Origin of the sequence: Bifidobacterium sp. ESL0728, assembly GCF_029392015.1 — a bacterium.
GTDB lineage: Bacteria > Actinomycetota > Actinomycetes > Actinomycetales > Bifidobacteriaceae > Bifidobacterium.
In genome coordinates this window covers 2,386,423-2,411,238 of record NZ_CP113925.1, presented here as the reverse complement: position 1 = coordinate 2,411,238, position 24,816 = coordinate 2,386,423, and the positions used below count along the sequence as shown (strand labels likewise).

Below are 24,816 nucleotides of genomic sequence, written 5' to 3'. Positions count from 1 at the left end.
TATCTAAGTAATGTTTGTTGCTTAAGCGATTAAACATAGACATAGGAATGGTTGTTGTCGTATGGGATTTTGGCCGTGCAAAGTCTTATGCGCCCGAGCCGATGCCGATGACGGCGTCAAAGAAAGGTTGAAATGAAGCTGTATTATCAATTCCCGGGCACGTGGTTTGGCGACTGTATGCCGTTCGGCAAAGGGGATGATTTCTTCCTCTTCCATCAGCGGGATAACCGTAATCCTGGCCCATTCGGCGAACCTTTTGGCTGGTCGCTGGCCACGACCAAGGATTTTGTTCACTATAAGGACTGTGGCACGGCGATTCCGCGTGGAGCGGATGATGCCCAGGACCAGTTCATTTATGCGGGCAGCGTCTTTGACGGCGAAGGGCAGTACCACGCTTTCTATACCGGATACAACCGTGATTACGAAGCGCAGGGCAAGCCCTCGCAGGTCTTGATGCACGCCGTAAGTGATGATCTCTATCACTGGACGAAAACCGAAGACAAGCTCACCTTCACGCCGCAGCCGGGTTATGACCCCGACGATTGGCGCGATCCGTGGGTTGTCCGCGACGATGAGCATGACCAGTACCTGCTGATTCTTGGTGCCCGTAAGATCGGCCCCAAAACCCAGCAGACCGGCCGCACCGTCAAGTTCACTTCCAAGGATCTGAAAAACTGGAAGTTCGAAGGCGACTTCTGGGCTCCTGGCCTGTTCACCATGCACGAGATGCCCGACCTGTTCAAGATGGGCGACTGGTGGTACCACATCGTCACCGAGTACAGCGACAAGCATGGCATGGTCTACCGCATGGCCAAAAGCCTTGAGGGCCCGTGGATCGCGCCTGTCGATGACGCTTTCGATGGCAGCACCTACTACGCCGGACGCACGTTCGAGCTCAATGGCAAGCGTGTGCTTTTCGGCTGGGTCGGCACCAAGGAAGACAACGACGACACCAAGAACTACGAGTGGGGCGGAACGTTCGTGCCTCACGAGGTTTACCAGCGCGCCGATGGCACGTTGGGCTGCCGTCCGGTCGACACGCTTTGGGACGCGTTCAACAAGCACGAGCCCATTGCCGATGTCACCGTCGATTCCCCGCACGAGCGCAAGGAAACGACTCTCGTGCACAATGCCGGTGATCTGTATTCCTTCGAAGCGGATGTGACGTTCGGTGAAGGCACACGTTCCTTCGGCCTGCGTCTGCGCAAGAACGAGGAAGACGGAAAGTCCTATCAGTTTATCTTCAAGGTAGGCGAGAACCGCTACGTCTTTGAAGGTAGCCCGAATATGCCGTGGTTCACCAATATGAACATCGGCGTGGAACGTCCGATCCAGTTCGAGGCCGGCAAGACCTACCACATTCAGGTTGTTGTCGACGACACCATCGCCACGATTTATGTCGACGGCGTCGCGCTGAACGCCCGGATGTACCAGAAGCCTGGCGACGATCTGAGCATGTTCGTCACCGATGGATCTCTGAAAATCACCAACGCGTCTGTAGCGCGTGGGATCAAGGAGGGATGATCGCTTTGGGTGGTTACGGTGGCTGTTCCAGTCGTCTGTGATCGCTCGAATGCCAAGCACCGATTAGGCAGCAAGTTTATCTTTCTGCTTAAGCGCTTAATTGTAATTCACTGGTTTGGGTGGTTGACACCCATCTGAACCGGTGAATGCTAATTACAAAGAAGTAAAAAGAAGTAAGAGTCATTGGAGGCAATGATGAAACGAGTCACAAAGGTAATCGCCATAGCTAGTGCTGCGGCGATGTCGTTGGGAATGCTGGGGGCGTGCGGAAGCTCGAGTTCCAGCTCAAGCAAGGGTCATGTGTACTATTTGAGTGCCAAGCCTGAGCAGCAGGATCAGTTCAAGGAAATCGCCAAGAACTTCACCAAGGAAACCGGTATTCCTGTGGATGTATCTGTGGCTTCCTCCGGATCCGCCGACCAGACGCTGAAGAGCGAGCTGGCCAAGTCCGAGGCGCCGACGATGTTCGATGTCGACAACAACGACTTCGACAACTGGAGAGATTATTACGAGGACATGTCTGACACGAACATGTACAAGGATCTCGAAAAGTCCGATTATGCCATGAAGGCCGGCGACAAGGTCGGCGCGGTTCCTTACGTCATGGAGCGCTACGGCATCATCTACAACAAGGCAATCCTCAAGAAGTACTTCGATGCCGATTGGTCAACCATCAAGTCCATCGACAAGGTCAACAATTTCAAGGCGCTGAAGACGGTTGCCGACGAAATTCAGAAGCATAAGGGCGATCTGGGACTGAAGGGCGCCTTCTCGTCCGCAGGCTTCGATTCCAGCTCCAGCGGCCGCTTCGGCGATCAGCTCGCGCACATCCCGGTGTACTACGAATACAAGGATCAGAACACCACCGTTGAGCCTCCGACCGTGACCGGCAAGTACCTGCCCGGTATGCAGAACCTCTTCGACCTCTACATCAAGGATTCCACGGTAGCTCCTTCGCAGCTTTCCGGAGCGACGATGGACGATTCCAACTCCGAGTTCGCGCTCGGAGAGGCTGCCTTCATCCAGAACGGCACTTGGTCGTACCCGCAGCTCAAGGGCCAGAAGGTCGCTGACAAGGACATGGGCGTGCTGCCGATCTACATCGGTGTTCCTGGCGAGGAGAAGCAGGGCCTGACGGTCAGCTTCATGTACTTTGCCATGAACAAGAACTCCTCCGAGGCCGATAAGAAGGCCACCAAGCAGTTCCTGGACTACATGCTCAAGAACAACTCGGCCCGCAAAATCATCACTGACGAGATGGGCTTCGAGACCCCGTTCAAGTCCTATGCCGCTGCAGGATTCAAGAGCAAGAACCCGATTCACCGCGCCAACGACGCTTACGCCAGGGCCGGCGACTACGAGACCGTGATCTACCCGCTGCCTACTCAGCAGTGGAAGAACGGCATGTCCGACGCTTTGCTTGAGTATGCACAAGGTACCAGCAAGTGGGACAAGGTCAAGACCGCGTTCGTCAACGGTTGGGCGACCGAGTACAAGACAGTCAACCACAAGAAGTAATCGCCTTTAAGCGGTGGCGGATTTGATCTTCTAGAATTGGATTGTTTCGCCGCCGCTCGCGAATTATTTCTTTCGGGTGGGTAGGATATTGTGCCATACGGCATGAATCCTACCCACATTTCTGTTTTCGGGCAGATGCATAGAGAAACGAGTCTGTAGCGAAGGTAAAGCAATGCAAAAATTAAGTAGGTGAGGACGGAAGTTCTCTTGCGACTTTGTATATCCAGCTATGTTTTTTGTTGTTTGGTCGCTATCCGTGGCGGAGCGGTGGAGCTGCGGAATATGATCTGCGAGTCCAATGTTTCATGTTCGACTGAGACTTTTTCACCGTTGAGAAGCTGAAGTATACGTTTTGCAATGGTGGATCCCATTTCTTTTGGATCCTGATGCACTGTCGTCAACCCCATTTGTGAAGCATAGTCGATATCGTCGAATCCCGTGATGGAAATGTCTTCCGGAATACGATAGCCGAATTGTTGTAAACGCGCTATCAGAGGTAACGCGAGTGAATCTTGTTGGCAGCATATCGCCGTCGGAAGATGGTCAAGGGCGAATAACTTTGCCAAAGCATTGTCGACCAGGTGCTCATCATTGCGGATATCGATGACAACAGGATTAACTCCAGCCGCTTTGCAGGCTTTTTTGAAGCCCTGCACTCTTAGATTTGCACTGAAACGTAAAGTACCTACAGTTTCGGTGGAGGCGAAGGTGAGGAATACTAGATCTGTATGTCCGATTGATATAAGGTAGCGTGTGATTAAACGGGTTGCCTCTTCATCGTTTATTGATATTGATAAGGAAAACGCATCCTCGGGTATGGCATTGATGCCTGCAATGGGGACGCTCATACTTAGTAAACGAGATGCTTCATCATTGCTGATATTGATGGAAGCGACAACTACAGCATCAACATTGCGGCGAATTGGCAGATTTTCAAAGAATTGATCGCGTTCTTCGCTAGTGAGGATCTGGTAAAAGGCGATGTCGTAACCAGCCGGTTGGAATACCATGTTGAGGCCGTCATAGACTTGGGCGTTGAACCAGGTTGATGAACGATCATTATTGAGCAAAGCTATGCGATAGGTTTGTCCGGTCTGGAAAATCGAAGCTGAACGTGAAATGGAAAAATTCAATTCTTTTGCAGCGGAAGTAACTTTCTCTCTCGTCTTCGAAGCCACAAGATCGGGGTGCCTGAATGTTCTGGAAACGGTTGCAATAGAAACGCCAGCAAGCTTAGCGACATCCTCAATGTTGGCTTGCATCTTGCCTCCGAACTCAATAAAAATTCAATATTATATATAGGATATCTCGGGGAGGTTACTTTAAGAAGCTTGTTTTTCCCTTAAATTATTTTTGTTTTCCCAGATAAGAACCGCGGTTTGTTCACGGATAAGAACTGCGGTTTGCTCGAAATGCACAATCCAAGGCGTCGCTTTTACTAGTGATTTTATTAGTGGAAACTAATATATAAAATATCTAGTCATTTATTTGACAAATATAATGAATACGTTTACACTCTCTTATACGTCGTCTTTTAAACGTCAGTGGTGATGGAGCCACGGAAAAGACGATTTTGAGGAGAAAAATATGAGAAACAGTTCATCGATTATTGCCGCTGGACTTGCTTTGGCGATGTGTGCAAGTCTTGCAGCTTGTGGTTCGAGTTCGAGCGGCGGAAGCTCCGATGCCAGTGACGGCATTTATTACCTCAATAACAAGCCTGAGATCGCGACTAGTATGAAAGATCTGGCAAAGGAATATACCAAAGAAACAGGTGTCCCATTTACTGTAGAAACTGCCGCTTCCGGTACTTACCAGCAATCGCTCAGGTCTGAATTGGCTAAAAGCCAACCTCCTACGCTCTTCCAGGTTCAGGGGCCGGTGGTTTTAAATACCTGGAAGGCTTATGCGGCCGAGATGAGCGACACTGAACTCTACAAGCAGTTGAAGGATCAGTCCGCGGTTTTGCGCTCGCAGGATGGTAAGCATGTGCTTGCGGTGCCGGTCGTGACGGAGACTTACGGTCTTATCTATCGCAAGGATTTGCTGCAGAAGTACTTTGATATGCCGGGTGCAAGCATCAAAAACGTCAAAGGTATCAAGGATTTCAAGACTTTGAAGACGGTAGCCGATGAGATTCAGGCCAACAAGGACAAGCTCGGACTCAAGGGTGCATTCACCTCGATGGGCTTTGATGCTTCTACGAACTGGCGTTGGAATGTCCATCTTCAAAGTATCCCGCTGGCTTATGAGTTCGAGAAGGACAACATCACCAAGCAGCCTGAAACAATCAAAGGAACCTATCTGCCGCAGCTCAAGCAGATCACCGATCTATACGTCAAGGATTCCACGGTGCCAACTAGCGAGTTGAGCAGTAAGACCATGAACGACGCAACAGATGATTTGACCACTGGACAGGCGGTGTTCTTCCAGAATGGTTCGTGGTCTTGGCCTGACTTGGTGAAGGGCGGCATGAAGGCCGATCAGATCGGTGTTCTACCGATTTACATGGGCATTGATGGTGAGAGCGACCATGGTATGGCCACTGGTTCTGAGACGTTCTGGTGTGTCAATAAGAAGGCGAGCCCGAAGGCTCAGAAGGCTACTAAGGACTTCTTGAAGTGGCTGATCACTTCCGATCTCGGCCGTAAGACCTGGGCGAAGACAATGGGCTTCACTACGCAGTTCAAGACCTTCACCGGCAAGTACGATAGCGGCAACCCGATCATGAAGGCAGCTGACGCATACGCGAAGGCTGGCAAGAAGAACGTGGCTTGGGCCTTCCTTTACGATCCTAGTGATCAGTGGAGGGATAACCTCGCAAATGCGCTGCTTGAGTATACTCAGGGCACCGGTTCGTGGGATAAAGTTAAGGCAGCTTATGTCCAGAATTGGACGAAAGAATACAAGATCGCTGCTTCAAAACAGTGATGTAACTGTCTAATAGTCTACGGGTGCCGACGGATGCATGTCCGTCGGCACCTTTGTTCGGGCATCCATAAGTAAAGCTGATTAAAAATTAAGGCGTTTTAATGGAATCTTCAAGAGTTTCGCGGTTGCTTAATTTAAATTCGATGAGACTTGATTATATATAGAAAACGCTTTCAATTTGATATAAATTGGTTTTCAGTAGAATTGTTCGCGCGGTAAAGTAAGGAAAATCTGATGAGAATTGATATTTCCCAAGGTTGGAGTGTGCTTCAGGACGTCCATGACACAGGTGAGAGGCTGCAACTATATGACGATCCGGATGTCACGAAAATTGGCCCGCAGATTTCAGAATGGGAGCCGATCTCCCGTCTTGAGCATCTGCAGTTACTGTTCGCCTCGCATCCCTATTGGGGGCGTGATTTGCGTTACTTCAATGAGGCTCCGTGGTGGTACAGAAATGTCGTTGACATAGCCGATGACATGTTGGGCAAGCCGTGCATCCTGAAGTTCGAGCATGTTGATTATTACGCGAAGGTTTGGATGAACGGCGTGCTGCTGGGGGAGCACGAGGGGTATTCGGCGCCTTTTGAATTCGACGTCTCCGATGTTGTAAAAGCCGGGGCCAACTGCCTGATGGTCAAGGTTTCATCTCCTTGGGATCGCAACGTTCGTGACGATAAATTCGATAACAGGACGAGCCAGGTCGAGCGTAACCTAGTAAAAGGGACATACGAACATTCGGATGGTCTGATTGCCCGAGATGTCAATCCCGTCGGCATATATGGTTCCGTTTCGCTCGAAGTCAAGGAGCCGTCATATTTGGCGTGCGGAACCCGTGTGTCTGCTGCCATCGCAGAGGACGGGTCTGGGTTGCTTACGGTACGCGGGTGTGTTGGAGGGCGCTCTTCATCCTTGAATGTCCAGATATCCGATTGTGAGGGCCGGAAAGTCGCCAGCAAGCAAACCACGGCCGCTGGAGAGTTTGAAAGCACGCTCAAGGTGGACGACCCGCAGTTATGGTGGACGTGGGACTTGGGTGAGCCGATTCTTTACTCGGTTCGGGTTTTCCTCGACGGCCGTAAGGTGCTGGAGAAATCGGTCGGATTCCGTAAGTTTGACCTGGAACGCAGCGATGATCTCACGCGTTTCAAACTAAATGGCGCCCCTTTGTATTTGCGGGGGACATCCTACTTCCCGGATGTCTATATGTCGGCCATGACGAAGGCCCGTTATGAACGGGATCTGATGGCCGTCAAACTTGACGGATTCAACGCGATCAGAGTGCATGTGCATGTCGAGAACGAGGAATTCTACGATCTTTGCGATCGTATGGGCATCGCCATCCTCCAGGATTCCGAATACAACTGGACTCAACCGAAATCCGAGGAATGGGCCGAGCGTTTCACTTCTATTTATGTGCGAACGGTCAAGCAACTTGACTATCACCCATGTGTAGCCTGCTGGATTTGCCTCAACGAGCCCGGAGGCGCTGACGCGATAAGCGGGACGCACGGATATGCGATGTCGGTACGTCCCGGCCCCAGTATCTACAAGGCTGTTCTCGAAACCGATTCCACCCGTCCGGTAATCAAGGGTTCGTTCTGCGCCGATGATCCGACCAGCGGCGACAGCCATAACTATGTGGGTTCGTTGTATGGTCCTGAGCCGTATACGGACATAGACGGATCAAAGGAAAAGCTCAACACCGAATTCGGGTTCGATGCTCCTGGAGACTTCAGCAACCTGCGGAAGCTGGGCTCTCTGAGTCGGCGTATTTCCAAGATGGAAGCCATTGCGCCGGAACTGCGGCATTACCAGCTTCGTCTGCTGAAGTATTACATTGAGCATTATCGTTGCCAGAAAGGCAAGCCCAACTGGGGCTATGTGCATTTCATGTTCATTGACCTGTGCCCGCAAAGCTTCTACGGGGTTCTCGATTGGTGGGGGTTGCCCAAGCCGGCATTCCGTGAACTTGAGATGATCAATCAGCCGGTTGGCGTCTTCCTCGATCAGACGAAGGAGAAAGTCACCGGAGTGGTGGCGGTCAACGACGGGAAAGTTGCCTTTGGGGATGCCGAAATTTCCTGGAGTCTTTGGAACGAGGAGATCGGAGAACGCATCGAGGGCCGGAAATCGGTAATGCTTGGTACCGATGGGGCTTTGGGCGTCGAAGACCTGATGGTCGAAAAAGGAGAGGGCCGTTGGGACGGTCTGTTGACCGTCAAGGATTCAGCCGGGAAGGTCATAGCGCAAAACCGCTATGAGGACATCTTCGGACATCCGCAACATCCGGAGGGTCATCCTGCCCATATCAGTCATGAATACGGTGTGAGAGTCTACTCCATTTAATTTCAAAAAAATAGTCTGATTATAAAAATCGATTTTGAAAAATTTTGGGGGATGAAGGCGCATTTTTATTCTTTCTGGTTGTCGGTACAGCGACAAAAGGTCGCACCTTGCTCTCGGCTACTTCAACCCGTTCGAGTTTATTGGCCAAGGAAAGGCGTTCTGAAAACTATCTGGGAAAAATATCGACAGGCCATCGCTGTATGGCTCTGGTTCTTGAGATAAAATTAAAGCGGTCTTCGTCAACAATTCGGCCAAGGAGTATAAGGCCGCTGTTTCGAAACAGTAGGGTAATTGTTTGTTCTCTAAACGATTCCAAGTAAATAATTATTTTGTTATTGGATGTTTAAAAATACAGACGAAGTTTGATTTAATGTGATTCGATGAATTTTATCGTTAGTTGACAATTTTTTTGAATGCGTTTACTCTTTTGAACAGCAATGGTGATGTTGCCATTGTGGAGAAAGGATTTCAAGGAGGAAAGCATGAAAAAGGGTTATACGGCTTTGGCTGCCGGGCTTGCGCTGGCTATGTGCGCGAGTATGGGGGCTTGCGGTTCGAGCTCAAAAAGCAGCGATACGAATGCTGCTGATGGTGTCTACTATCTCAACAACAAACCTGAGATTGCCAATAGTATACAAGATTTGGCAAAAGCGTACACCAAGGAAACGGGTGCCCCCATTACCGTGCAGACTGCCGCTTCCGGCACTTACCAGCAATCGCTGAAGTCGGAATTGGCCAAGAGCGCTCCTCCTACGCTTTTCCAGGTTCAGGGGCCGGTGGTTTTAAATACCTGGAAGGCTTATGCGGCCGAGATGAGCGACACCGAGATTTACAAGCAGTTGAAGGATCAGTCCGCGGTTTTGCGCTCGCAGGATGGTAAGCAGGTGCTCGCGGTGCCGGTGGTGACGGAGACCTATGGTCTTATCTATCGCAAGGATCTGCTGCAGAAGTACTTCGATATGCCAGGCGCCAGCATCAAGAGCGTGAAGGGCATCAAGGATTTCAAGACCCTGAAGACGGTGGCCGACGAGATTCAGGCCAACAAGGACAAGATTGGTGTCAAAGGCGCGTTCACCTCGATGGGCTTCGATAGCTCCACGACCTGGCGTTGGAATATTCACCTTTCCAACATCCCGCTCGCTTATGAGTTCGAGAAGGACAACATAACCAAGCAGCCCGAAACAATCAAGGGTACCTATCTGCCACAACTCAAGCAGATCACCGATCTCTACCTGAAGGATTCCACGACCGCTACCAGTGAGCTGAGCGGCAAGACCATGAATGACGCGGTTGATGATCTGACTGCCGGGGATGCGGTGTTCTTCCAGAATGGTTCGTGGTCTTGGCCTGATCTGGTGCAGGGCGGTATGAAGGCCGATCAGATCGGTGCCATCCCGATTTATACCGGTATTGACGGTGAGAGCGATCATGGCATGGCCACCGGTTCCGAGACCTTCTGGTGCATCAATAAGAAGGCGAGCCCGAAGGCTCAGAAGGCTACGAAGGACTTCCTGAAGTGGCTGATTACTTCGGACACCGGCCGTAAGACGTGGTCGAAGACGATGGGCTTCACCACCCAGTTCAAGACCTTTACCGGCAAGTACGACAGTGGTAACCCGATCATGAAGGCTTCCGACGCCTACGCCAAGGCCGGCAAAAAGAACGTGGCTTGGGACTTCGTCTATATTCCCAGCGAGGAATGGAAGACCGATATGTCCAATGCGTTGCTTGAGTATTCTCAAGGTACCAGTTCGTGGGACAAGGTCAAGACGGCCTACGTTGACAACTGGGCCAAGGAATATCAGACCGCTGCCGCAAAGCAATGAGGTAGTGATCTAGCCAGTCGAGAATCTTCAAAAGCGCCGACCGATTCATATATCTGCCGGCGCTCATTCATTTCCATGGCTGCCGATTTACTTTAGGCTTTGGTTTCCTGTTCGCCAAAGTTCCGCTTGATCCAGCTCAAGAATAGTGGCATCCATTGTTGCACGCCTTCGTCGATTCCCTGGTCGTCGCCGGCTGCTGCCGCTTCTGCACTCGCCAGCGAAAGGCCGTGATGACCGGTGGGGAAGAAGTGGGCTTCAACGCTTACCCCGGCACGCACGCAAGCGGCGAAAGTCATCATTGCGCCTTGCACGGGCACCGTCTCATCCGAAACGGTATGCCAGATGAAAGTCGGCGGGGTCTTGGCGTCGATGTGTTTGTCGATGGAGACTTCTTCGAGCAGCTTGGCATCGTCCTTGTTTTTAGTACCGAGCAGTTTGACGAAGCTGTCTCTGTGGGCAAACTTGCCGGAAGTGGTCACGGCATAGCCGAGCATCAGCCCGTTCGGTCGTACCGTATCCGGATCATAGCCGTGGGAACGCATCGTTTCGTCACCTGCCGTCGTCGCCAGATTGCCGGCGAGATGGCCACCCGCCGAGAACCCGGCGGCAATGATGGAGTCTGGATTGATGTGCCAGACTTCTGCGTTTGTTCGCAATAATTTCATGGCTTCCGCAGCTTCAAGTAAGGCGGTGGGGTAAACAGACGGTGCGCAGGAATATCGCAGAATTGCGGCATTGTAGCCTGCTCCCAAAATTTTAAGCGCAATGGGCTCCGCCTCCCGGTCGCTGGTAAATGCGTACCCGCCACCAGGAATTACGAGCACGGTGGGCCGCCGGCGCTGCGGATCTATCTCTTGACTGTTGTCAATGGAGTAAACGCTGAAATCGGCTTTGCTGCCGTCGATACCGTCAATGGTCGTGTTGATGTACTGCATTGTTTCTCAACCTTCTTAGTAATATCGTCTTTCCAGTGTCGCGCGCATTGGAGCGCGTGCCGTCTAATTCATAATTATGGTGTCGTCGTCCGATATTGCTTAAGTGGCTTGAATTCAGCTCATATTTTGGTGGCTGTCAGACGTATCCAAGGATTATGGGTAGACTTGTTGCGTTATTGACTATAAATATAAAATATAAAGGCTTTATCGGCAGTTCAAGCGCGGGAAGGCCATGCGATTAGACAGGCAACAGCCACGAAAGAAGGACCTTATGGCAAGCTCGCAAACGCAAGCAGCATCCGACAACGGATCGGTTTCCAACGAAGCCGGCGCTGATACGCCAGGCGGCATTAGCGGTACTGGCGACATTGGCGGTACCAGCGATATTAACGCTACCGGCTACCTCGACTACCGCCCCGACGGAGACGGAGCCGGTGTCGAAATCGACGGCGTCCCCAATTCCCGCGGCATCGGCGGCTACCCGACGCAGGACGGCCACAAGTTGCGTGACGGGCTTTTCTTCCGTACGGCAGGTCTCAATTTTCTGGGCAAGCATGGCGTCGACGATCTGCGTCGCCTCAATATCAAGGAAGTCGTGGACCTGCGTGACCCGCTGGAGGTCGAGCAATGGCCCTATACGGTTCCCGACGACATTCATGTCGATCGTGTCCCGCTTCTGAAGACCACCGTGACCGAGCAGGGCGGCATGAAAGAGGTGGCCAAAGGCATCGATATGGCCGAAATGTATCACGATATTGTTTTCGGTTCGGCCGAGCAGATCGTGCTCATCCTGCAAAAGCTGCTGAAAGACAACGGCCACCCGATGCTGATCCATTGCACTGCCGGCAAGGACCGCACCGGCATTACCGCAGGCATTCTGATGAGCTTGCTCGGTGTGAGCGATGACATGGTGGTTTCCTGCTATGCGCAATCCGGCGCGAATCTCGGCGCGGCATTCAAGAAAGCCGTGCTGAAAGGTCTTACCAACGACGAAAATGGCGTCGGCCAAATCACTGCCGCGCAGACCGCGATGCTCGCCTCGCCGCCGGAACTGATGCGCGGCGTGCTTTCCGGCATCAAGGATGAATATGGCACAGTCGAGCAATATTGCCTGCAAAACGGCATGAGCGCAGATGAGGTGGCCGGTCTGCGTGCGTTGTTTGTGGAATAAGCAGAATATGCAAAATAACAAGAACAGATAACGGTTTATCGCCATGTTGCCGGAATTTGCAGGCCGTGGATTGGCGGCAATGTGGGGCATTGCACGTTTTCTGAGAGCAAGTAGACGCATATGGATATAGACTTAAGAGGGTATGATTTCGGATTTTATCGAAGTCCCGAAATACTAAGAGCTTAGGCGGAATGAAGGGCACCGGAAAGATGGTAGATTGATTGCCCACCTCCGCCGAAGAAATGTCAAATTGAAAGGCGAACAATGACGGAAGCTATTGCAAATATTGGAGTCGTCGGTCTGGCGGCCATGGGTTCGAACCTCGCAAGGAACCTTGCGCATCATGGCAATACCGTGGCGCTTTACAATCGTCACTATGAGCGCACCGAAAAGCTCATGAAGGAGCATGGCAACGAGGGCAAATTCGTGCCCACCAAGACCATCGACGAGTTCGTGGCGTCGCTCACCAAGCCGCGCACGGCCATCATTCTGGTCAAGGCCGGAGCCCCGACCGACGCCATGATCGAGGCGCTCGCGGATGCCATGGATCCGGGCGACATCATCGTCGACGGCGGCAACGCCTACTTCAAAGACACCATCCGTCGTGAGAAGGAAATCCGCGCTCGCGGCCTGCACTTCGTCGGTTGCGGCGTTTCCGGCGGCGAAGAGGGCGCGCTCAATGGTCCGTCCCTCATGCCCGGCGGCACCGACGAGTCCTGGAAGACTCTCGGCCCGATCTTGAAGTCCATCGCTGCAAAGGCGGAAGGCGAGCCCTGCGTCACCCACATCGGTGAGAACGGCGCCGGCCACTTCGTCAAGATGGTTCATAACGGCATTGAGTACGCCGACATGCAGCTCATCGCCGAAAGCTACGACCTCATGCGTCGCGGCATGGGCATGACCCCTGATGAGATCGGCGACGTGTTCGAGGCTTGGGACAAGACCGAGCTCAATTCCTACCTGATCGAGATCACCGCCGACCTGCTGCACGAAAAGGACAAGAAGACCGGCAAGCCGCTGGTTGACGTCATCGTCGATCAGGCTGGTATGAAGGGCACCGGCACTTGGACGGTTCAGACCGCCCTTGAGCTCGGCACTCCGGTCACCGCCATCGCCGAAGGCGTGTTCGCTCGTGGACTTTCCGACCAGACCGCGCTACGCGAAGGTGCAGCCAAGCAGAATATGGCCGGCCCCGATGGCAAGATTACGTTTGCGAACGATGACGAGCGCAAGGCGTTCATCGAAGACATCCGTCAGGCGCTTTACGCCTCCAAGATCGTCGCCTACGCACAGGGCTTCAACGAGATCAACGACGGCGCCAAGGAATATGATTGGAAGATCGATCTGGCTGCGGTTGCGCGTATTTGGCGCGGTGGCTGCATCATTCGTGCCCAGTTCCTGAACGTCGTTTCCGACGCGTTCGAGTCCGGCGAGGCTGACGTTTCGCTGCTCTTCGCCCCGTACTTCAAGAGCGCCATCGAAAAAGCGCAGGCTTCTTGGCGTCGCGTTGTGGCCAAGGCTGTGACCTGCGGTATCCCCGCTCCGGTCTTCTCGACTTCGCTTTCCTACTACGATGCTCTGCGTTCCAAGCGCCTGCCCGCCACCATCATCCAGGCTCAGCGTGATTACTTCGGTGCCCACACCTATGGCCGCGTTGACGAGCCCGGCGTCTTCCACACCCTCTGGGCCGAGAAGGGTCGTCCGGAAGAAAAGATGTCCGACTGATTGGTTGTCGGCGCCTGATTTGCCTGGCTAACTGATTATTCGCTAGGTTAGCTCAGCCGGCTAGTAACGTCAGTAACGTTTGTGCCTCCGTTCCTTTTGGGGAGCGGAGGCACAAATCGTATTTATGATAAATTTGTTTTATAGTGCATTACAATTAATGAGCGCAGTGTAATTTTCATCATCGACGCGTTATTTTTTCATCATTTGGTGTTTTTCAGTGTTGGTTTTATTGGATGTCACTTTTATATGTTGATCTTTATAGATGCTTGGCATGAGCTAATTTGACCCTGATTTGTTCAGGTCAAGCATCTGTACATCGATTCATCCGTGGATTTCTAAAGTTCGGTCACAGCATCAGCCGTCGTAAACCAAGCAAACTCCTCGGTTCCTGTGGCGAAGCTTGCGGGGTAGGCGGGGTTGTTGGGTTGGGCGAAGACGTGGGCGGTGGCATCGGCCTTGCCGGCTCCGCATGTGAGCATCCAGGTGCGGCGGCTGCGTGCCAGCATCGGAGCGGTCATGGAGATACGCAGCGGTGGCATCTTGGGGGAGTGCGAGTCCCCTACGACCAGACGTGTCAGGTCGGTTATCTTGATTCCGTTGTGGTTCGGGAAAAGCGAGGCAAAGTGCCCGTCTGGGCCCATGCCGAGAATCAGCAGGTCCATTGTCGGCTCGTCGCCGAGCTCGCGCCTGAGTTCGGCTTCATAATCGGCGGCTGCTTTGGCCAACAGCTCGTCGTTTTCGGCGTCGCTGGCAGTGGCGACTTGTTCTGGGGTACGCGTATCTGCGGCCATCTCGTGGATATTGTTTTCCGGCAGACGTCCGTCAGCTACCAGTTTGTCGAGGAAACGTTTGCGAGCCTGATACGAGCTGCGATCTTCGTCGGTTGCGGCCACAAATCGGTCGTCGCCCCACCAAAAATGGACGTGATTCCAGTCAATGGCATCGGCCAAAGGATTGGAGGCCATGTAGGTCAGCGCTCGCAGGATGTCGGAGCCACCGGTAAGCGCCACGTCGTAACGGCTGCGAACGGCAGCAGGCTGTGGTGTAGCCTGGTTTTCTGATTTCGCGGAACAGAGAGAATCGGCTTGTTTGGACTGGTTCGTTGTGTGTAGTGTCGCTGAATCCGTATTTCCAGTATCAGGATCGGCTGCACGCCATTCGCTCAGCCCGTCCAAAATGGCGAGGAGCGTGCGTTGTGCCGCGGCCTGGGCCACGGTTTCCGCGTCCTTATACACTTCCAGTTTTCGATTAACCATAATTTCTCCACTCTATTACGCACAAGTCGGTAGATGGATTTTCCGGAATGGCTATTTTCCGCCAATCTTAAAAAGCTATCTACCGACTTGTGCTTCGGCTCAGTCTTGAATCATATCCCAGCCCTTGCGGATCACGTCGGCATAGACTTCGTCCGGGTCGATGCGGCGCAGTTCTTCGCTCAGGCAGTCCTCAAGCGAACGCAACGGCATGGACACGCGTTGTGGCGCTTGGCCGGGCTGGCTGATCACGGCTTCGCGCGAATCCGGCCGTTCCATTGAAATCACGCCGTCCGAACGTTTCAGGTACACTCCGGTAATGGCTTCGGCACCGGTGACATAACCCAGCTCCACCGGTACTTTCAGCGCCAGAGCAAGCCACGCCGCAAGCAACTTAAGCGGCAAGTAATCGGGTTGACCGCTGACCCTGACGGACTCAATCGGCAGATGCGGCGGCTGGTCGATGGTGGTGGCCAGCATCGCACGCCAAGTGGTCAGGCGTGTCCACGAGAAGTCGACGTCCTTCGGTTCCCAATTGGCGCGAAGCTCGGCAAAGGTCTTGTCCAGTTTTTTGGAACGCAGTGCATCTGTAATACGGCTTCCGGCCATGGCACCAAGCGGGTCCTTCGACGGATTGACCGGCGGATTGGTTGGCCACCAAGTGACGACCGGGGCATCGGGCACCAGCAGAGGCATGACCAACGTGTCCGTGTGCTGGCAAAGCCCGCCGCGCGGCCGCAGGATGATGACTTCGCCTGCCCCGGCGTCCGCGCCGAAGCGAACCTGCGCGTCAAGGTCGGTTTCGACGTCGCCGGAATCGGTGACGTAGCAGTCCGGCTCCTTGTCAACGTCGCAGAAGGGCAGTTCCTTGCTGTTCGGCACGATGGCGATGACACGGCACGGGTGCTCGCGGCCTGCGGAATTGGCGATTCTCAAAGCATTCTCGAGCTCTTGCTCGTCTGTCGAGATGATGAGCGTCAGGACGCGGTCGTTACCCGCCTCGCCGCGCTCCTGGTGCAGCTCGTCGATTTTGCGCGCGATGGCGCTGGTCTCGGTATCGGGCATTTTGATAATCATGGCATCCTCCAATGGCGTCCATCGCGCTCAAGCATTTCGTCAGCTTCCTTCGGTCCCCAAGTGCCGGCGCGGTAGGGCTGCGGCTGGCCGAGCGTGGCCCAGTATTCCTCGATCGGGTCGAGAATCTGCCAGCTCAAATCGACCTCTTTGGTGGTCGGGAAAAGTGGCGGATCGCCGAGTAGCACGTCCAAAATCAAGCGTTCGTAAGCCTCGGGCGAGTTTTCGGTGAAGCTTTGGCCGTAGCTGAAGTCCATCGACACATCGCGGACTTCCATGGCGGTGGCGCCTGGCACCTTCGCGCCGAAGCGCATGGTGACGCCTTCGTTGGGCTGCACGCGGATGACGATGGCATTGTTGCCGAGTTCGCGCACTGCGGTCTGCTCGAAGGGCAGATGCGGGGCGCGCTTGAAGACCACGGCTATTTCCGTGACGCGCTTGCCTAGGCGCTTGCCGGTGCGCAGGTAGAACGGCACTCCAGCCCAGCGGCGTGTATCGACGTCAAGCGTGATGGCCGCATAAGTCTCGGTGACGCTGGATTTGTCGATGCCCTTTTCGTCGAGGTAGCCGCAGACTTCCTCGGAGCCCTGCCACCCGGCGGCGTACTGGCCACGGGCGGTATAGGCGCCAAGGTCACCAGGCAGGCGGACGGCGGAAAGCACTTTCGTTTTTTCGGCAGTAAGGTCGGAGGCTGCGAAGCTCACCGGCTCTTCCATCGCGGTCAGGGCCATCAGCTGCAGCAAATGATTCTGTATTACGTCGCGTGCGGCGCCGATGCCGTCGTAATAACCCGCGCGACCGCCGATGCCCATGTCCTCGGCCATCGTGATCTGCACGTGGTCGACGTAGTTGGAGTTCCAGATCGGCTCGAACATGGAGTTGGCGAACCGCAGCGCCAGCATGTTCTGCACGGTTTCCTTGCCCAAGTAGTGGTCAATGCGGAAGACCGAGCTCGGGTCGAAGACCTCGGAGACGACGCGGTCGAGTTCCTTTGCGCTTTGAAGGTCGTGGCCGAACGGCTTCTCGATGATCACACGGCGCCAGGCATCGTTGTTGGACTTTGCCAGCCCGGAATCGGCGAGTTGCTTGGAGACGATGGGGAAGGCGCTCGGCGGCACGGACATGTAGAACGCGTGGTTACCACGGGTTCCACGGTCGCGGTCGAGTTCCTTGACCGTTTGGCTCAAGCGCTCGAAAGCCGCCTTGTCGTCGAACGTGCCCTGCACGAAGCGGATGCCTTTGGCGAGATTCGTCCAGGTCGATTCGCGGAACGGTGTGCGGCAGCGGGCCTTTACGTTTTCCTTGACAAAGTTGGCGAATTCCTCGTTGCTCCACGGGCGACGGCCGAAACCGATGAGGCCGAAGCTTGGCGGCAGAAGGCCACGATTGGCCAAGTCATATATGGCCGGCTGCAGTTTCTTTTTCGCCAGATCGCCGGTGACGCCGAAAATCACCAGGCTGCAGGGTCCGGCAATGCGCGGCAGCCGTAGGTCTCGCGGGTCGCGCAGAGGGTTCACCCAAGTTTTTTGTTCATTCATACCGCTTAAGTGTAGTGGTAACTCCCGTATCAATCAGCGTAAAACTGATGCCGTGCCCGTCTTTGTCGTGCGAATCACAATTAATTTGGTAGCCAGGCTTGTAGTTTTTTCTTGGAAGCGTATTTATCTAGTTTTTCTAACGTTTGCTTTGAAGCCTTGTTGATTTTTTGGAATGAAATGAGGTATGGTGCGATTTTATTGTAATCGTCTTGAGTAATTTTTATTTTATTTTTGACAGCGGTGTCAACCAGAGAAGTTGCTAGGTCACTCTCTTTGATATAGTCAAGATCCTTGCTGTCAATAAGAGTACAATATTCTTCTATCCCCTCGAAAGACCGGGAAAGCATTTGATGCTTAAAAAGTGCATTCAAAAAGGTTGTTCTGTTTTTTGCTAGATTTTCTTTTGAATTCTGCTCTCTTTTAATTAGTTCATCAAGTAAAAGTTTGAAACTGATTCTATAATCATAAGTTTTATGGTCGAGTAGATGATCAACAGTGACGTTTGCGTCTTCAGTCTGAGCAAGATCTTCATAAAGATTAGCAAGTACTTGAGTTTTCTGCCCAGAGTAACTTATAAAAAGGGTACAGAATGCATAATCGTCGTCAGTCTCCAGACATGAAGCATATGCGGGTAAATCATGTCGGATTGCATCATAAGTTTGGGATTTAATTGCTTTGAATGTGTAGTAGAAAAAATCCAAGGAGATGAGTTCCTCATCATGGAAGGAATAGCCTCTCTCTTTTTTGATGAGAGAATTGTCCTGTCTAGCGAGAGTGAGAATGATATTTCTGTTTAGCTCTATTAGATTATTCCTTATTAAGAAAAGATAAAAATCTTTATCCCAAGATGCATCAAAAGTTTGGATCTTATTTTCTCCGGCATAGATATGTTTGATATGGTCTTCTATTTCAGCTTTATCCTGATTGTTTTCTATTTCTTTCCAAAACGAGTTGACTAAATTTACAATATTCTCTTGAGATGAGGTGGTATAAGAGGCTTCTGAGCCTGATTTCAGCGCAGCAATGAGCAAATCTTTTGTTGTAATGGTGACTCGGCTTTTAAGGTCTTCACTTTGATCTTCGAAATCTTGAACGATTTCAAAGCAATGAGAATAGTCTGCAAATTTTTCGATTAGATCGAGTTTGGGTTCATTCTCAATCGATGGATTCAATAAAAAGTCCAGTAAAAATTTTCTGCCGGATTTATCATCAGTCATACTGCTCGTTCTCCTTGTTATCATACTGCTCGTTAATCTTTCCTAAAATATGATTGAGCATTTTTTCGTATTTTTCTTCTTCCGAATCATCATCTTTAGCCAGTTGGTTTAAAATAAATTCGAGAATATCAAAATTGAAAATTGCTACAGTTTGGCAGTTGTTCCAATTTCTTTGGAACCACAGATCATTCAGATCGTCTGGATCAAGCTGAAAATCAGGATCAAAACCATTTGGTTTATTGAGAACATCCCGTATAAATTTGATGCCTTTCAGATTTCCTGTATCAGTTGTTCTGAAAGTGTAAAAATCGAAGTTTTCGTCGATATGTCCTGCCTCGAGCAAGTCCTTAGCAAGATTAGTTTCGTCCTCATCCAGTCCAAAACAGTGATTGATAAAAGCTTCAAGGCTAGTCGGATCCTTATCTTGCCCAATTGGCGACAATGGTAAATTCTTATGATCGAGAATGGTTCTAAAATCATCATTTAATTTTTGTCGTTCTAGTATTGCCTCAGAATATTTGACAATGGCATGATAATAATTAAAAATCTCCCCAAGTTTACTGTGTCCAGATATAATTTGTTCGGCATCATGAGGATAAAAGATTTGGTATGCAATTATCGCTAGGAATTTAGCTTCTCTGCCTTCTGGAAAGGTTGTACCAAATAATGTTGCCGTAAGGTGATAGTTGTTGGCTATTTCCTTCAGCAATCGCATGTCGTACAAATATTTATTTAAAATTATTAATACATTTTGGACATCTTGTTTGTTCCAAATATCTTTAAAAAGTCCCTTTTCATATTCGAATGCATTCGTAATCGACAAGAAAGGAATTACATGAATAATTGAATCAAAGAATTTTGATTCATTGATTCCGGGTTGTTCTTCTCCGGAATTCTGGCTCGGGTCATCGAAAATACTATCTTTAGTCGCGTAAATAAAACGAACTGTCTGATGAATTGTAGGCGCCTTATTAAGTATCGTATTGAGCTCATGTAACTCATAAAAAATCTCAGGATTATCGAACCGATCTAAATCTTCGAAAATGATGACGCTGTCTTTAGGATTTGTTTCAAAAAAGTAGATGATCTCATCAAAGGAGTCTTTGAAAAGATAACTTTGCTGGTTGTTGAAATCGATGGTGGTTTTCCCAATGCTTATTGTTGAAAGATGGAAATTCGACCCCGAAAAATAAAGAAAGGCGAAGCAAAGTATAAACGAAAGTGCAAAACTTATAAGCGCTTGACCAATTGAAATATTATTCAGATAACTTGGTAAGTGGTCTGAGAAGAAATTGATTAAAGATGAGTCTTGCAGTTCAAGTGTTTGGATAAACCCTTTGAAGGGTTCTTTCACGAAGGTCATAATAATTGTCATCGCCAAAAGTGCAATGAAGAATGACTTTAAGGCTATATCGGAATAGCTTGATTTATGTGTGAGAGCATATCGCGATTGACGAGCTCTGGTCGGTTTGTTTGCAAAAATGAGCTGTTTGACTATAGCTCGTTGAATTTCATGATTTTGGTTTTTGGTATGTGGCTTCTCTGTCGCCGCCTCGGCGTTTTGTGGATATATATTTATGTTGATTCCCTTGTTAGCGGCTGAATCTGTTTCATCTTTTTTTTCGTGGTCGTCGCCATTTTTATCGCTTGTCTGATTGCCAGAATCTGGTTTTGGTTTGCCACCGCTCTCTTCGTTTTTCTGCGAAGCCAATGTCGCTAATAAGGAAATCGTAAATGTATGTTTGCCCCAAATAGAATCATGTCGCAGACCATCCAGAATGCTACTTTTGCCAGAGCCGTAGATGCCAGAAAGAGCGATGTTATGATTCCGGTTATCCTCTAAGGCGTCTACAAGATACTTGACATATATTTTATGTTCTTCAGGTCTGTACTCGGGAGTCAAACTGTAAAGTTCGTTGTCATTATGGTTATTGTCTGAAGAGTTTTCTTGATAGTCTTCTCGTCTATATCGCGTGTAGTCATGGAAACGCTTTACCACGTTGTTCCAATGGTTATGAAACCAGGAGTGTGTTGAGAACCAGAAATGTGCTAAAAATGATGTATTTTCTGATTGATTCATTTTTGAATAAGTAGAGTACTTATGGGCCAACAAGAAGCCTAAGGCAACTAGTATGACAATTATTACCAAAAATACTGTATCTTTGATTGACAAACTTGGCTGAATCATCGGGCCTCTTCTCTGATTTCCAATGAATATTAGTCTATCTCAATGTGTGATTTTATTGCGAATTCGGGTTTATTCTATAGTTTTCTATCTGCCTAGCAGCTGTTTGTGACTACCTGTTTCTACGAGAACGAGTGTTAATGTACCGTGCTCGATTTGATACACCAGAAGCCAATCAGGTTCGATATGGAGTTCGCGGAAGGTGCGAAGGTTGCCTTTGAGAGCATGGTCGTTGTATTCATGTATTAAGATTGCTGTGTCTTGTTTTATTAGTAGTTGGATGACGTAATCGAGCTTGTCAAGATTGAAATGTTTGCGTTTGAGTTTTTTGACATCCTTGAGGAATGTTCCAGTTCGTGTGACGTGCTTAAGCATTTCGTAATTCATCCATCAGATCGTCAACATTATCGAAAGTTCGCGTGCCGCTGTTCATGGCCTTTTGTATACGGGTTTCGAAAGCATTGCGCTTCGGCTGGAATGGCAAGCCTTGGTCGCTGATGACTTGACGGAGAAAGATATTGATGGCCCCGCTCATATCCAGACCGATGCTTTTAAACACATCCTGGGCTTCCTTCTTGACTTCCGGGTCAGTACGTACCGCAATAGTTGCGCTGCTCATAATAATCTCCTGTATGTCTTGTTTTCATACAATGTATCTATTATAGCATGACGAATTACTTTTTATTTAATCTGTTTTACTAATAACTAAGCCTGCCTTCGAGGAGGTATGGAAGTGGGAGCCGGATGTCCTCGTGTTTCACGAGACCCGGCTTCTGCGCTGCTTACGCGGTTGTAGGATTCAGCCGGCTCGGTCCGCATGAATTACCTCATTGCAATGTCTTGGCCAATGAGCTTGCATTCCCTGGGAATGGCGGGTCAGCGGGATGGGTTCAACATTATTGAGCTCATCCATTAGATTGTTGACATCGTTGAAAGTTCACATGCCGCTATTTATCGATTTGTGAATTTTAGGGTTATGGATCATGCAATACGGACATGAAGAACAAAGCCGGCAAAGTGCTGTAAAAGGCTGGTAGCTGGTAGCGATTGACCGACGAATAGCGGGAATGCGATACACTTTACTCGGGGTGAGTATAAGCTCTCATGAAAGTGCGTGTAGACCGTACGCAGGATCTTAGGGAGACTGCGTTGCAGGCCGTGATCAGTCTTTTTGAGATTTTCTGGAAAGCTCGATTCCTATACCGGATACTGCGGAAGCAAGCGTGGCGAATATCGCGGCAGTGACGGGCGTTCCCGTTTCGGCCAATTTCGGTTTGGCGCCGCCGGGCGCCGATGTCTGCGGTTGTTTCGAAGCAGGAGCTGAGCCGCCGACTGGTGTTGATGCCGTAGCTGGATTGTGGTGCGAAGATGGGTTCGCGCCGGGAGCCTGGTTTGGTGAAGGGCCGGAAGCGGGTGGCATAGGACCTTGCGAGGGCGGTGGGGTAGTGCCTGGATTTGGGTTCGGTGGTGTTGGGTTGTTCGGGCCATGCGTTGGCGGCGTCGGGCCGGGGCCGGGGCTCGGCGGTTCCGGGCTGGGACTCGGGGATGCCGGCTCTACGCGAAGCAGACTCGAAACATCGCCATTGTATTGCACTTCAGGGTAGCAGGGGCACGGAATCGTCGTGTCGAAAGTAAAGGAGACGCCACGTACCGAAGTGTCGAGATTGCTCCAGGTCACGGTTCCTGCAGTGGGGTCATAGACTCCGGAGGACGGGGTGATGTTCTTTGGGGCTACGTAGTTGCCGCATTTCGTTTTGGCTGTGGGCAGGCTGACGCTGGTGGGTGCGGAACGCAGCAGAGGCGAAGCGGCAGATTCGTAGGCCGTGCCTGAACCGTTCGAACCGTTCGGGCCGCTCGATTCGGATTCGGGCGCTGCCGACTCCGTTGAAGATTCTGATTGCGAAGACGGTACCGCTGATTCATGTGGATTCATTGACTCAGATATTGACTTGGGTGACGTTTTGGAAGCTGCTGTCACCGCGGATTGCGCCGAAGTTTTGGTGCTGGCCGAAATCGTTTTTTCGGGGAATGCGATGCGCTGGTTCGTGAGGATTGCGCTATGGATGTCGTTGACGTCTTTCAGCGAGGAAACGTCGAGAATCTGATTGCCGGTGAGCGTTATCGTTGCGCCCGATAGTACCGAGTTGCTGATTAGGCTGTGCAGCGGCCTGATGTCGCTGACGTGGTTGTTGGCGAGGTTGAGGTCGCCGCTTCCTTTGTTGCTGAACGCGCTGCAATCGCTGATGTTGTTGTTCGCAAGGTTAATATTGCCGTGGGTGAGGTCCTTCAGCGGTTGAGGGTCGGTGATGTCGTTATTGCTGAGATTCAGGGAGTTGGTGTTACTGAGTGGCGTAATGTTGCCGGTTTTCGCGAATGGCTGGAGGTTGGCGATGTGGTTTTGCGATAGATTGAGATTCTCGAGGTTATAGAGGCTGGCCAACGGCGCTACGTCACTCACGTTGTTTTGGCTCAGGTCGAGATTGGAAAGGTTGCTGAGGGTCATCGGGTCGGTGTTGTCAAGCTCCAGCGGGCTCAGGTCGCTGATTTGGTTACTGCCGAGATCCAGTGTTTTGAGCGTTGCTCCGCCGCCGCCGAATCGAGGGCTATTCGAATTGACAAGTCGGTTAAGCGGTGAGATGTCGGAGATCCGGTTGCCGCTGAGGTCGAGCTCCTGCAGATTGACGAGGCTAGCAATTGGTGTGATGTCGGTGATTTGGTTACTGCCCAAATCGAGTATTATCAGATTGGTGAGATATTGCAGTCCTGAAAGGTTGGTTATCGATTTGCCGGAACCATATTGAAGCCTCTTGGTGTTGTCGATTTTGTACTGGGTGAACGGATCGCCGGTATTCTTGGCTGAGCCTGTGGTGACTTCCGCTATCATGGCCGCAAGATTAGGGTCGGGGAAGCATTGGGCGATGGTGGAGCTGCCGATGGCGCATGTGCTGTCTTGAGTGCCGACACCAACTGCGGATGCCTGGCCGTCGTTGATGGGCATGGCGGCGAACATCGAAACCGCAACGGTTATGGAAACAATGAGATATGCTACTCGCCCGATATTGGACTTGATACCAGAAAGTCTCCCACGGATCTCATTCATCTTCGATGCTTCCACCCACACTTTTTGCGACAAATTAATAATAAATCGTCGTGAAACTTGCATATGAATTATAGTTCTAACGTACTTTTCAATGATTATATTACCGAATGAGTAAAAAATCAAAAATTTGACGTTGAGTGAATGCGCAATTGAGTATCCGGCCTCTTTTGGCAAAGAAAATTGTTGTTATTCCGGCAATTATATTCCTTTTTAGCAAGATATTAGATTAGTCCAAATAAAATATAAAACGTTTGACGTTACCTGATTTTCTGCAATAAAAACAACAATTTTATGAGCGTATAAGCTCGAAGAAGACTCACTTTTTCGATATTGATGTATTTGCTTTTATATTTCTGGCCATATTTTTCTGTCCAGCCGGATTCGGCGATTCGATAATCTTGTCATGAAGAAATTTGAGTGACGGTTTGGGCGGAGCGAGTCTTGCTTCCAAAGTATGGCGATGTGGCTAA

17 protein-coding genes are annotated in these 24,816 nt (G+C 50.8%); 7 read left to right on the top strand and 10 right to left on the bottom strand.

Going from position 1 to position 24,816, the window contains the following annotated elements:
• The first annotated feature begins 132 nt into the window (after positions 1-132).
• Both OZX67_RS09010 and OZX67_RS09005 read left to right on the top strand, forming a co-directional pair.
• On the top strand, positions 133-1,524 hold the full coding sequence (locus OZX67_RS09010) for a glycoside hydrolase family 32 protein (RefSeq protein ID WP_277142758.1): 1,392 nt from the start codon (positions 133-135) through the stop codon (positions 1,522-1,524).
• 192 nt (positions 1,525-1,716) lie between these two features.
• Positions 1,717-3,042: an ABC transporter substrate-binding protein gene (locus OZX67_RS09005; protein ID WP_277142756.1), complete on the top strand. Its 1,326-nt coding sequence runs from the start codon at positions 1,717-1,719 to the stop codon at positions 3,040-3,042.
• 227 nt (positions 3,043-3,269) lie between these two features.
• Here the strand turns inward: OZX67_RS09005 and OZX67_RS09000 are convergent, their stop codons facing one another.
• Complete coding sequence (locus tag OZX67_RS09000; RefSeq protein WP_277142754.1) at positions 3,270-4,304, bottom strand: LacI family DNA-binding transcriptional regulator; 1,035 nt, start codon at positions 4,302-4,304, stop codon at positions 3,270-3,272.
• A gap of 325 nt (positions 4,305-4,629) precedes the next feature.
• Between OZX67_RS09000 and OZX67_RS08995 the strand changes: the two genes are divergently transcribed.
• The 3 genes from OZX67_RS08995 to OZX67_RS08985 all read left to right on the top strand — a co-directional run bounded on the left by OZX67_RS08995 (position 4,630) and on the right by OZX67_RS08985 (position 10,148).
• On the top strand, positions 4,630-5,973 hold the full coding sequence (locus OZX67_RS08995) for an ABC transporter substrate-binding protein (RefSeq protein WP_277142752.1): 1,344 nt from the start codon (positions 4,630-4,632) through the stop codon (positions 5,971-5,973).
• Positions 5,974-6,207: 234 nt separating this feature from the next.
• Entirely contained in the window at positions 6,208-8,322 is a 2,115-nt protein-coding gene (locus OZX67_RS08990) for a sugar-binding domain-containing protein (RefSeq protein WP_277142751.1), read from the top strand.
• A 482-nt stretch (positions 8,323-8,804) separates the two neighbouring features.
• A complete protein-coding gene (locus tag OZX67_RS08985; protein WP_277142748.1) occupies positions 8,805-10,148 on the top strand; it encodes an ABC transporter substrate-binding protein in 1,344 nt (447 codons plus the stop codon).
• A 92-nt stretch (positions 10,149-10,240) separates the two neighbouring features.
• On the opposite strand, the gene OZX67_RS08980 is transcribed toward OZX67_RS08985, so the two are convergent.
• On the bottom strand, positions 10,241-11,083 hold the full coding sequence (locus OZX67_RS08980) for an alpha/beta hydrolase (RefSeq protein ID WP_277142746.1): 843 nt from the start codon (positions 11,081-11,083) through the stop codon (positions 10,241-10,243).
• Between the two features lie 271 nt (positions 11,084-11,354).
• On the opposite strand from OZX67_RS08980, the gene OZX67_RS08975 reads away from it, so the two are divergent.
• Entirely contained in the window at positions 11,355-12,254 is a 900-nt protein-coding gene (locus tag OZX67_RS08975) for a tyrosine-protein phosphatase (protein ID WP_277142744.1), read from the top strand.
• A gap of 264 nt (positions 12,255-12,518) precedes the next feature.
• Entirely contained in the window at positions 12,519-13,979 is a 1,461-nt protein-coding gene (gene gndA / locus OZX67_RS08970; RefSeq protein ID WP_277142743.1) for an NADP-dependent phosphogluconate dehydrogenase, read from the top strand.
• A gap of 335 nt (positions 13,980-14,314) precedes the next feature.
• Here gndA and pgl read toward each other — a convergent pair whose 3' ends face one another.
• From pgl to OZX67_RS08930, 8 genes are all read right to left on the bottom strand, one after another.
• Positions 14,315-15,235 (bottom strand): 6-phosphogluconolactonase, encoded by a 921-nt coding sequence (gene pgl, locus OZX67_RS08965; protein ID WP_277142740.1) that lies wholly within the window; start codon positions 15,233-15,235, stop codon positions 14,315-14,317.
• A 99-nt stretch (positions 15,236-15,334) separates the two neighbouring features.
• Positions 15,335-16,309 carry a glucose-6-phosphate dehydrogenase assembly protein OpcA gene (locus tag OZX67_RS08960; protein WP_277142738.1) on the bottom strand — a complete coding sequence of 325 codons (975 nt, stop codon included), beginning with the start codon at positions 16,307-16,309 and terminating at the stop codon, positions 15,335-15,337.
• The gene (gene zwf, locus OZX67_RS08955; protein ID WP_277142736.1) at positions 16,306-17,844 is read right to left on the bottom strand and encodes a glucose-6-phosphate dehydrogenase; all 1,539 of its coding nucleotides are present in this window, start codon (positions 17,842-17,844) and stop codon (positions 16,306-16,308) included. The genes OZX67_RS08960 and zwf overlap by 4 nt, the downstream gene beginning before the upstream one ends.
• 80 nt (positions 17,845-17,924) lie before the next feature.
• Entirely contained in the window at positions 17,925-19,061 is a 1,137-nt protein-coding gene (locus tag OZX67_RS08950) for a hypothetical protein (RefSeq protein WP_277142734.1), read from the bottom strand.
• Positions 19,054-21,249, bottom strand: coding sequence for a hypothetical protein (locus OZX67_RS08945; RefSeq protein ID WP_277142732.1), 2,196 nt, complete (start codon positions 21,247-21,249; stop codon positions 19,054-19,056). Before OZX67_RS08945 ends, OZX67_RS08950 begins: the two co-directional genes overlap by 8 nt.
• A gap of 84 nt (positions 21,250-21,333) precedes the next feature.
• Complete coding sequence (locus tag OZX67_RS08940) at positions 21,334-21,621, bottom strand: type II toxin-antitoxin system YafQ family toxin (protein ID WP_277142730.1); 288 nt, start codon at positions 21,619-21,621, stop codon at positions 21,334-21,336.
• Positions 21,614-21,865: a type II toxin-antitoxin system RelB/DinJ family antitoxin gene (locus OZX67_RS08935; protein WP_277142728.1), complete on the bottom strand. Its 252-nt coding sequence runs from the start codon at positions 21,863-21,865 to the stop codon at positions 21,614-21,616. Before OZX67_RS08935 ends, OZX67_RS08940 begins: the two co-directional genes overlap by 8 nt.
• A gap of 543 nt (positions 21,866-22,408) precedes the next feature.
• Positions 22,409-24,346 carry a leucine-rich repeat domain-containing protein gene (locus OZX67_RS08930; RefSeq protein ID WP_277142725.1) on the bottom strand — a complete coding sequence of 646 codons (1,938 nt, stop codon included), beginning with the start codon at positions 24,344-24,346 and terminating at the stop codon, positions 22,409-22,411.
• Positions 24,347-24,816 lie beyond the last annotated feature (470 nt).

Excerpts from the sequence above, each read along its gene's own strand:
- OZX67_RS08930 (WP_277142725.1), bottom strand. The coding sequence starts at position 24,346 with ATGAATGAGATCCGTGGGAGACTTTCTGGTATCAAGTCCAATATCGGG.
- OZX67_RS08960 (WP_277142738.1), bottom strand. The coding sequence starts at position 16,309 with ATGATTATCAAAATGCCCGATACCGAGACCAGCGCCATCGCGCGCAAA.
- OZX67_RS08990 (WP_277142751.1), top strand. The coding sequence starts at position 6,208 with ATGAGAATTGATATTTCCCAAGGTTGGAGTGTGCTTCAGGACGTCCAT.
- OZX67_RS08935 (WP_277142728.1), bottom strand. The coding sequence starts at position 21,865 with ATGAGCAGCGCAACTATTGCGGTACGTACTGACCCGGAAGTCAAGAAG.
- pgl (WP_277142740.1), bottom strand. The coding sequence starts at position 15,235 with ATGGTTAATCGAAAACTGGAAGTGTATAAGGACGCGGAAACCGTGGCC.
- OZX67_RS09005 (WP_277142756.1), top strand. The coding sequence starts at position 1,717 with ATGATGAAACGAGTCACAAAGGTAATCGCCATAGCTAGTGCTGCGGCG.
- OZX67_RS09010 (WP_277142758.1), top strand. The coding sequence starts at position 133 with ATGAAGCTGTATTATCAATTCCCGGGCACGTGGTTTGGCGACTGTATG.
- OZX67_RS08950 (WP_277142734.1), bottom strand. The coding sequence starts at position 19,061 with ATGACTGATGATAAATCCGGCAGAAAATTTTTACTGGACTTTTTATTG.
- OZX67_RS08985 (WP_277142748.1), top strand. The coding sequence starts at position 8,805 with ATGAAAAAGGGTTATACGGCTTTGGCTGCCGGGCTTGCGCTGGCTATG.
- OZX67_RS08945 (WP_277142732.1), bottom strand. The coding sequence starts at position 21,249 with ATGATTCAGCCAAGTTTGTCAATCAAAGATACAGTATTTTTGGTAATA.
- gndA (WP_277142743.1), top strand. The coding sequence starts at position 12,519 with ATGACGGAAGCTATTGCAAATATTGGAGTCGTCGGTCTGGCGGCCATG.
- OZX67_RS08995 (WP_277142752.1), top strand. The coding sequence starts at position 4,630 with ATGAGAAACAGTTCATCGATTATTGCCGCTGGACTTGCTTTGGCGATG.
- OZX67_RS09000 (WP_277142754.1), bottom strand. The coding sequence starts at position 4,304 with ATGCAAGCCAACATTGAGGATGTCGCTAAGCTTGCTGGCGTTTCTATT.
- zwf (WP_277142736.1), bottom strand. The coding sequence starts at position 17,844 with ATGAATGAACAAAAAACTTGGGTGAACCCTCTGCGCGACCCGCGAGAC.
- OZX67_RS08980 (WP_277142746.1), bottom strand. The coding sequence starts at position 11,083 with ATGCAGTACATCAACACGACCATTGACGGTATCGACGGCAGCAAAGCC.
- OZX67_RS08975 (WP_277142744.1), top strand. The coding sequence starts at position 11,355 with ATGGCAAGCTCGCAAACGCAAGCAGCATCCGACAACGGATCGGTTTCC.
- OZX67_RS08940 (WP_277142730.1), bottom strand. The coding sequence starts at position 21,621 with ATGCTTAAGCACGTCACACGAACTGGAACATTCCTCAAGGATGTCAAA.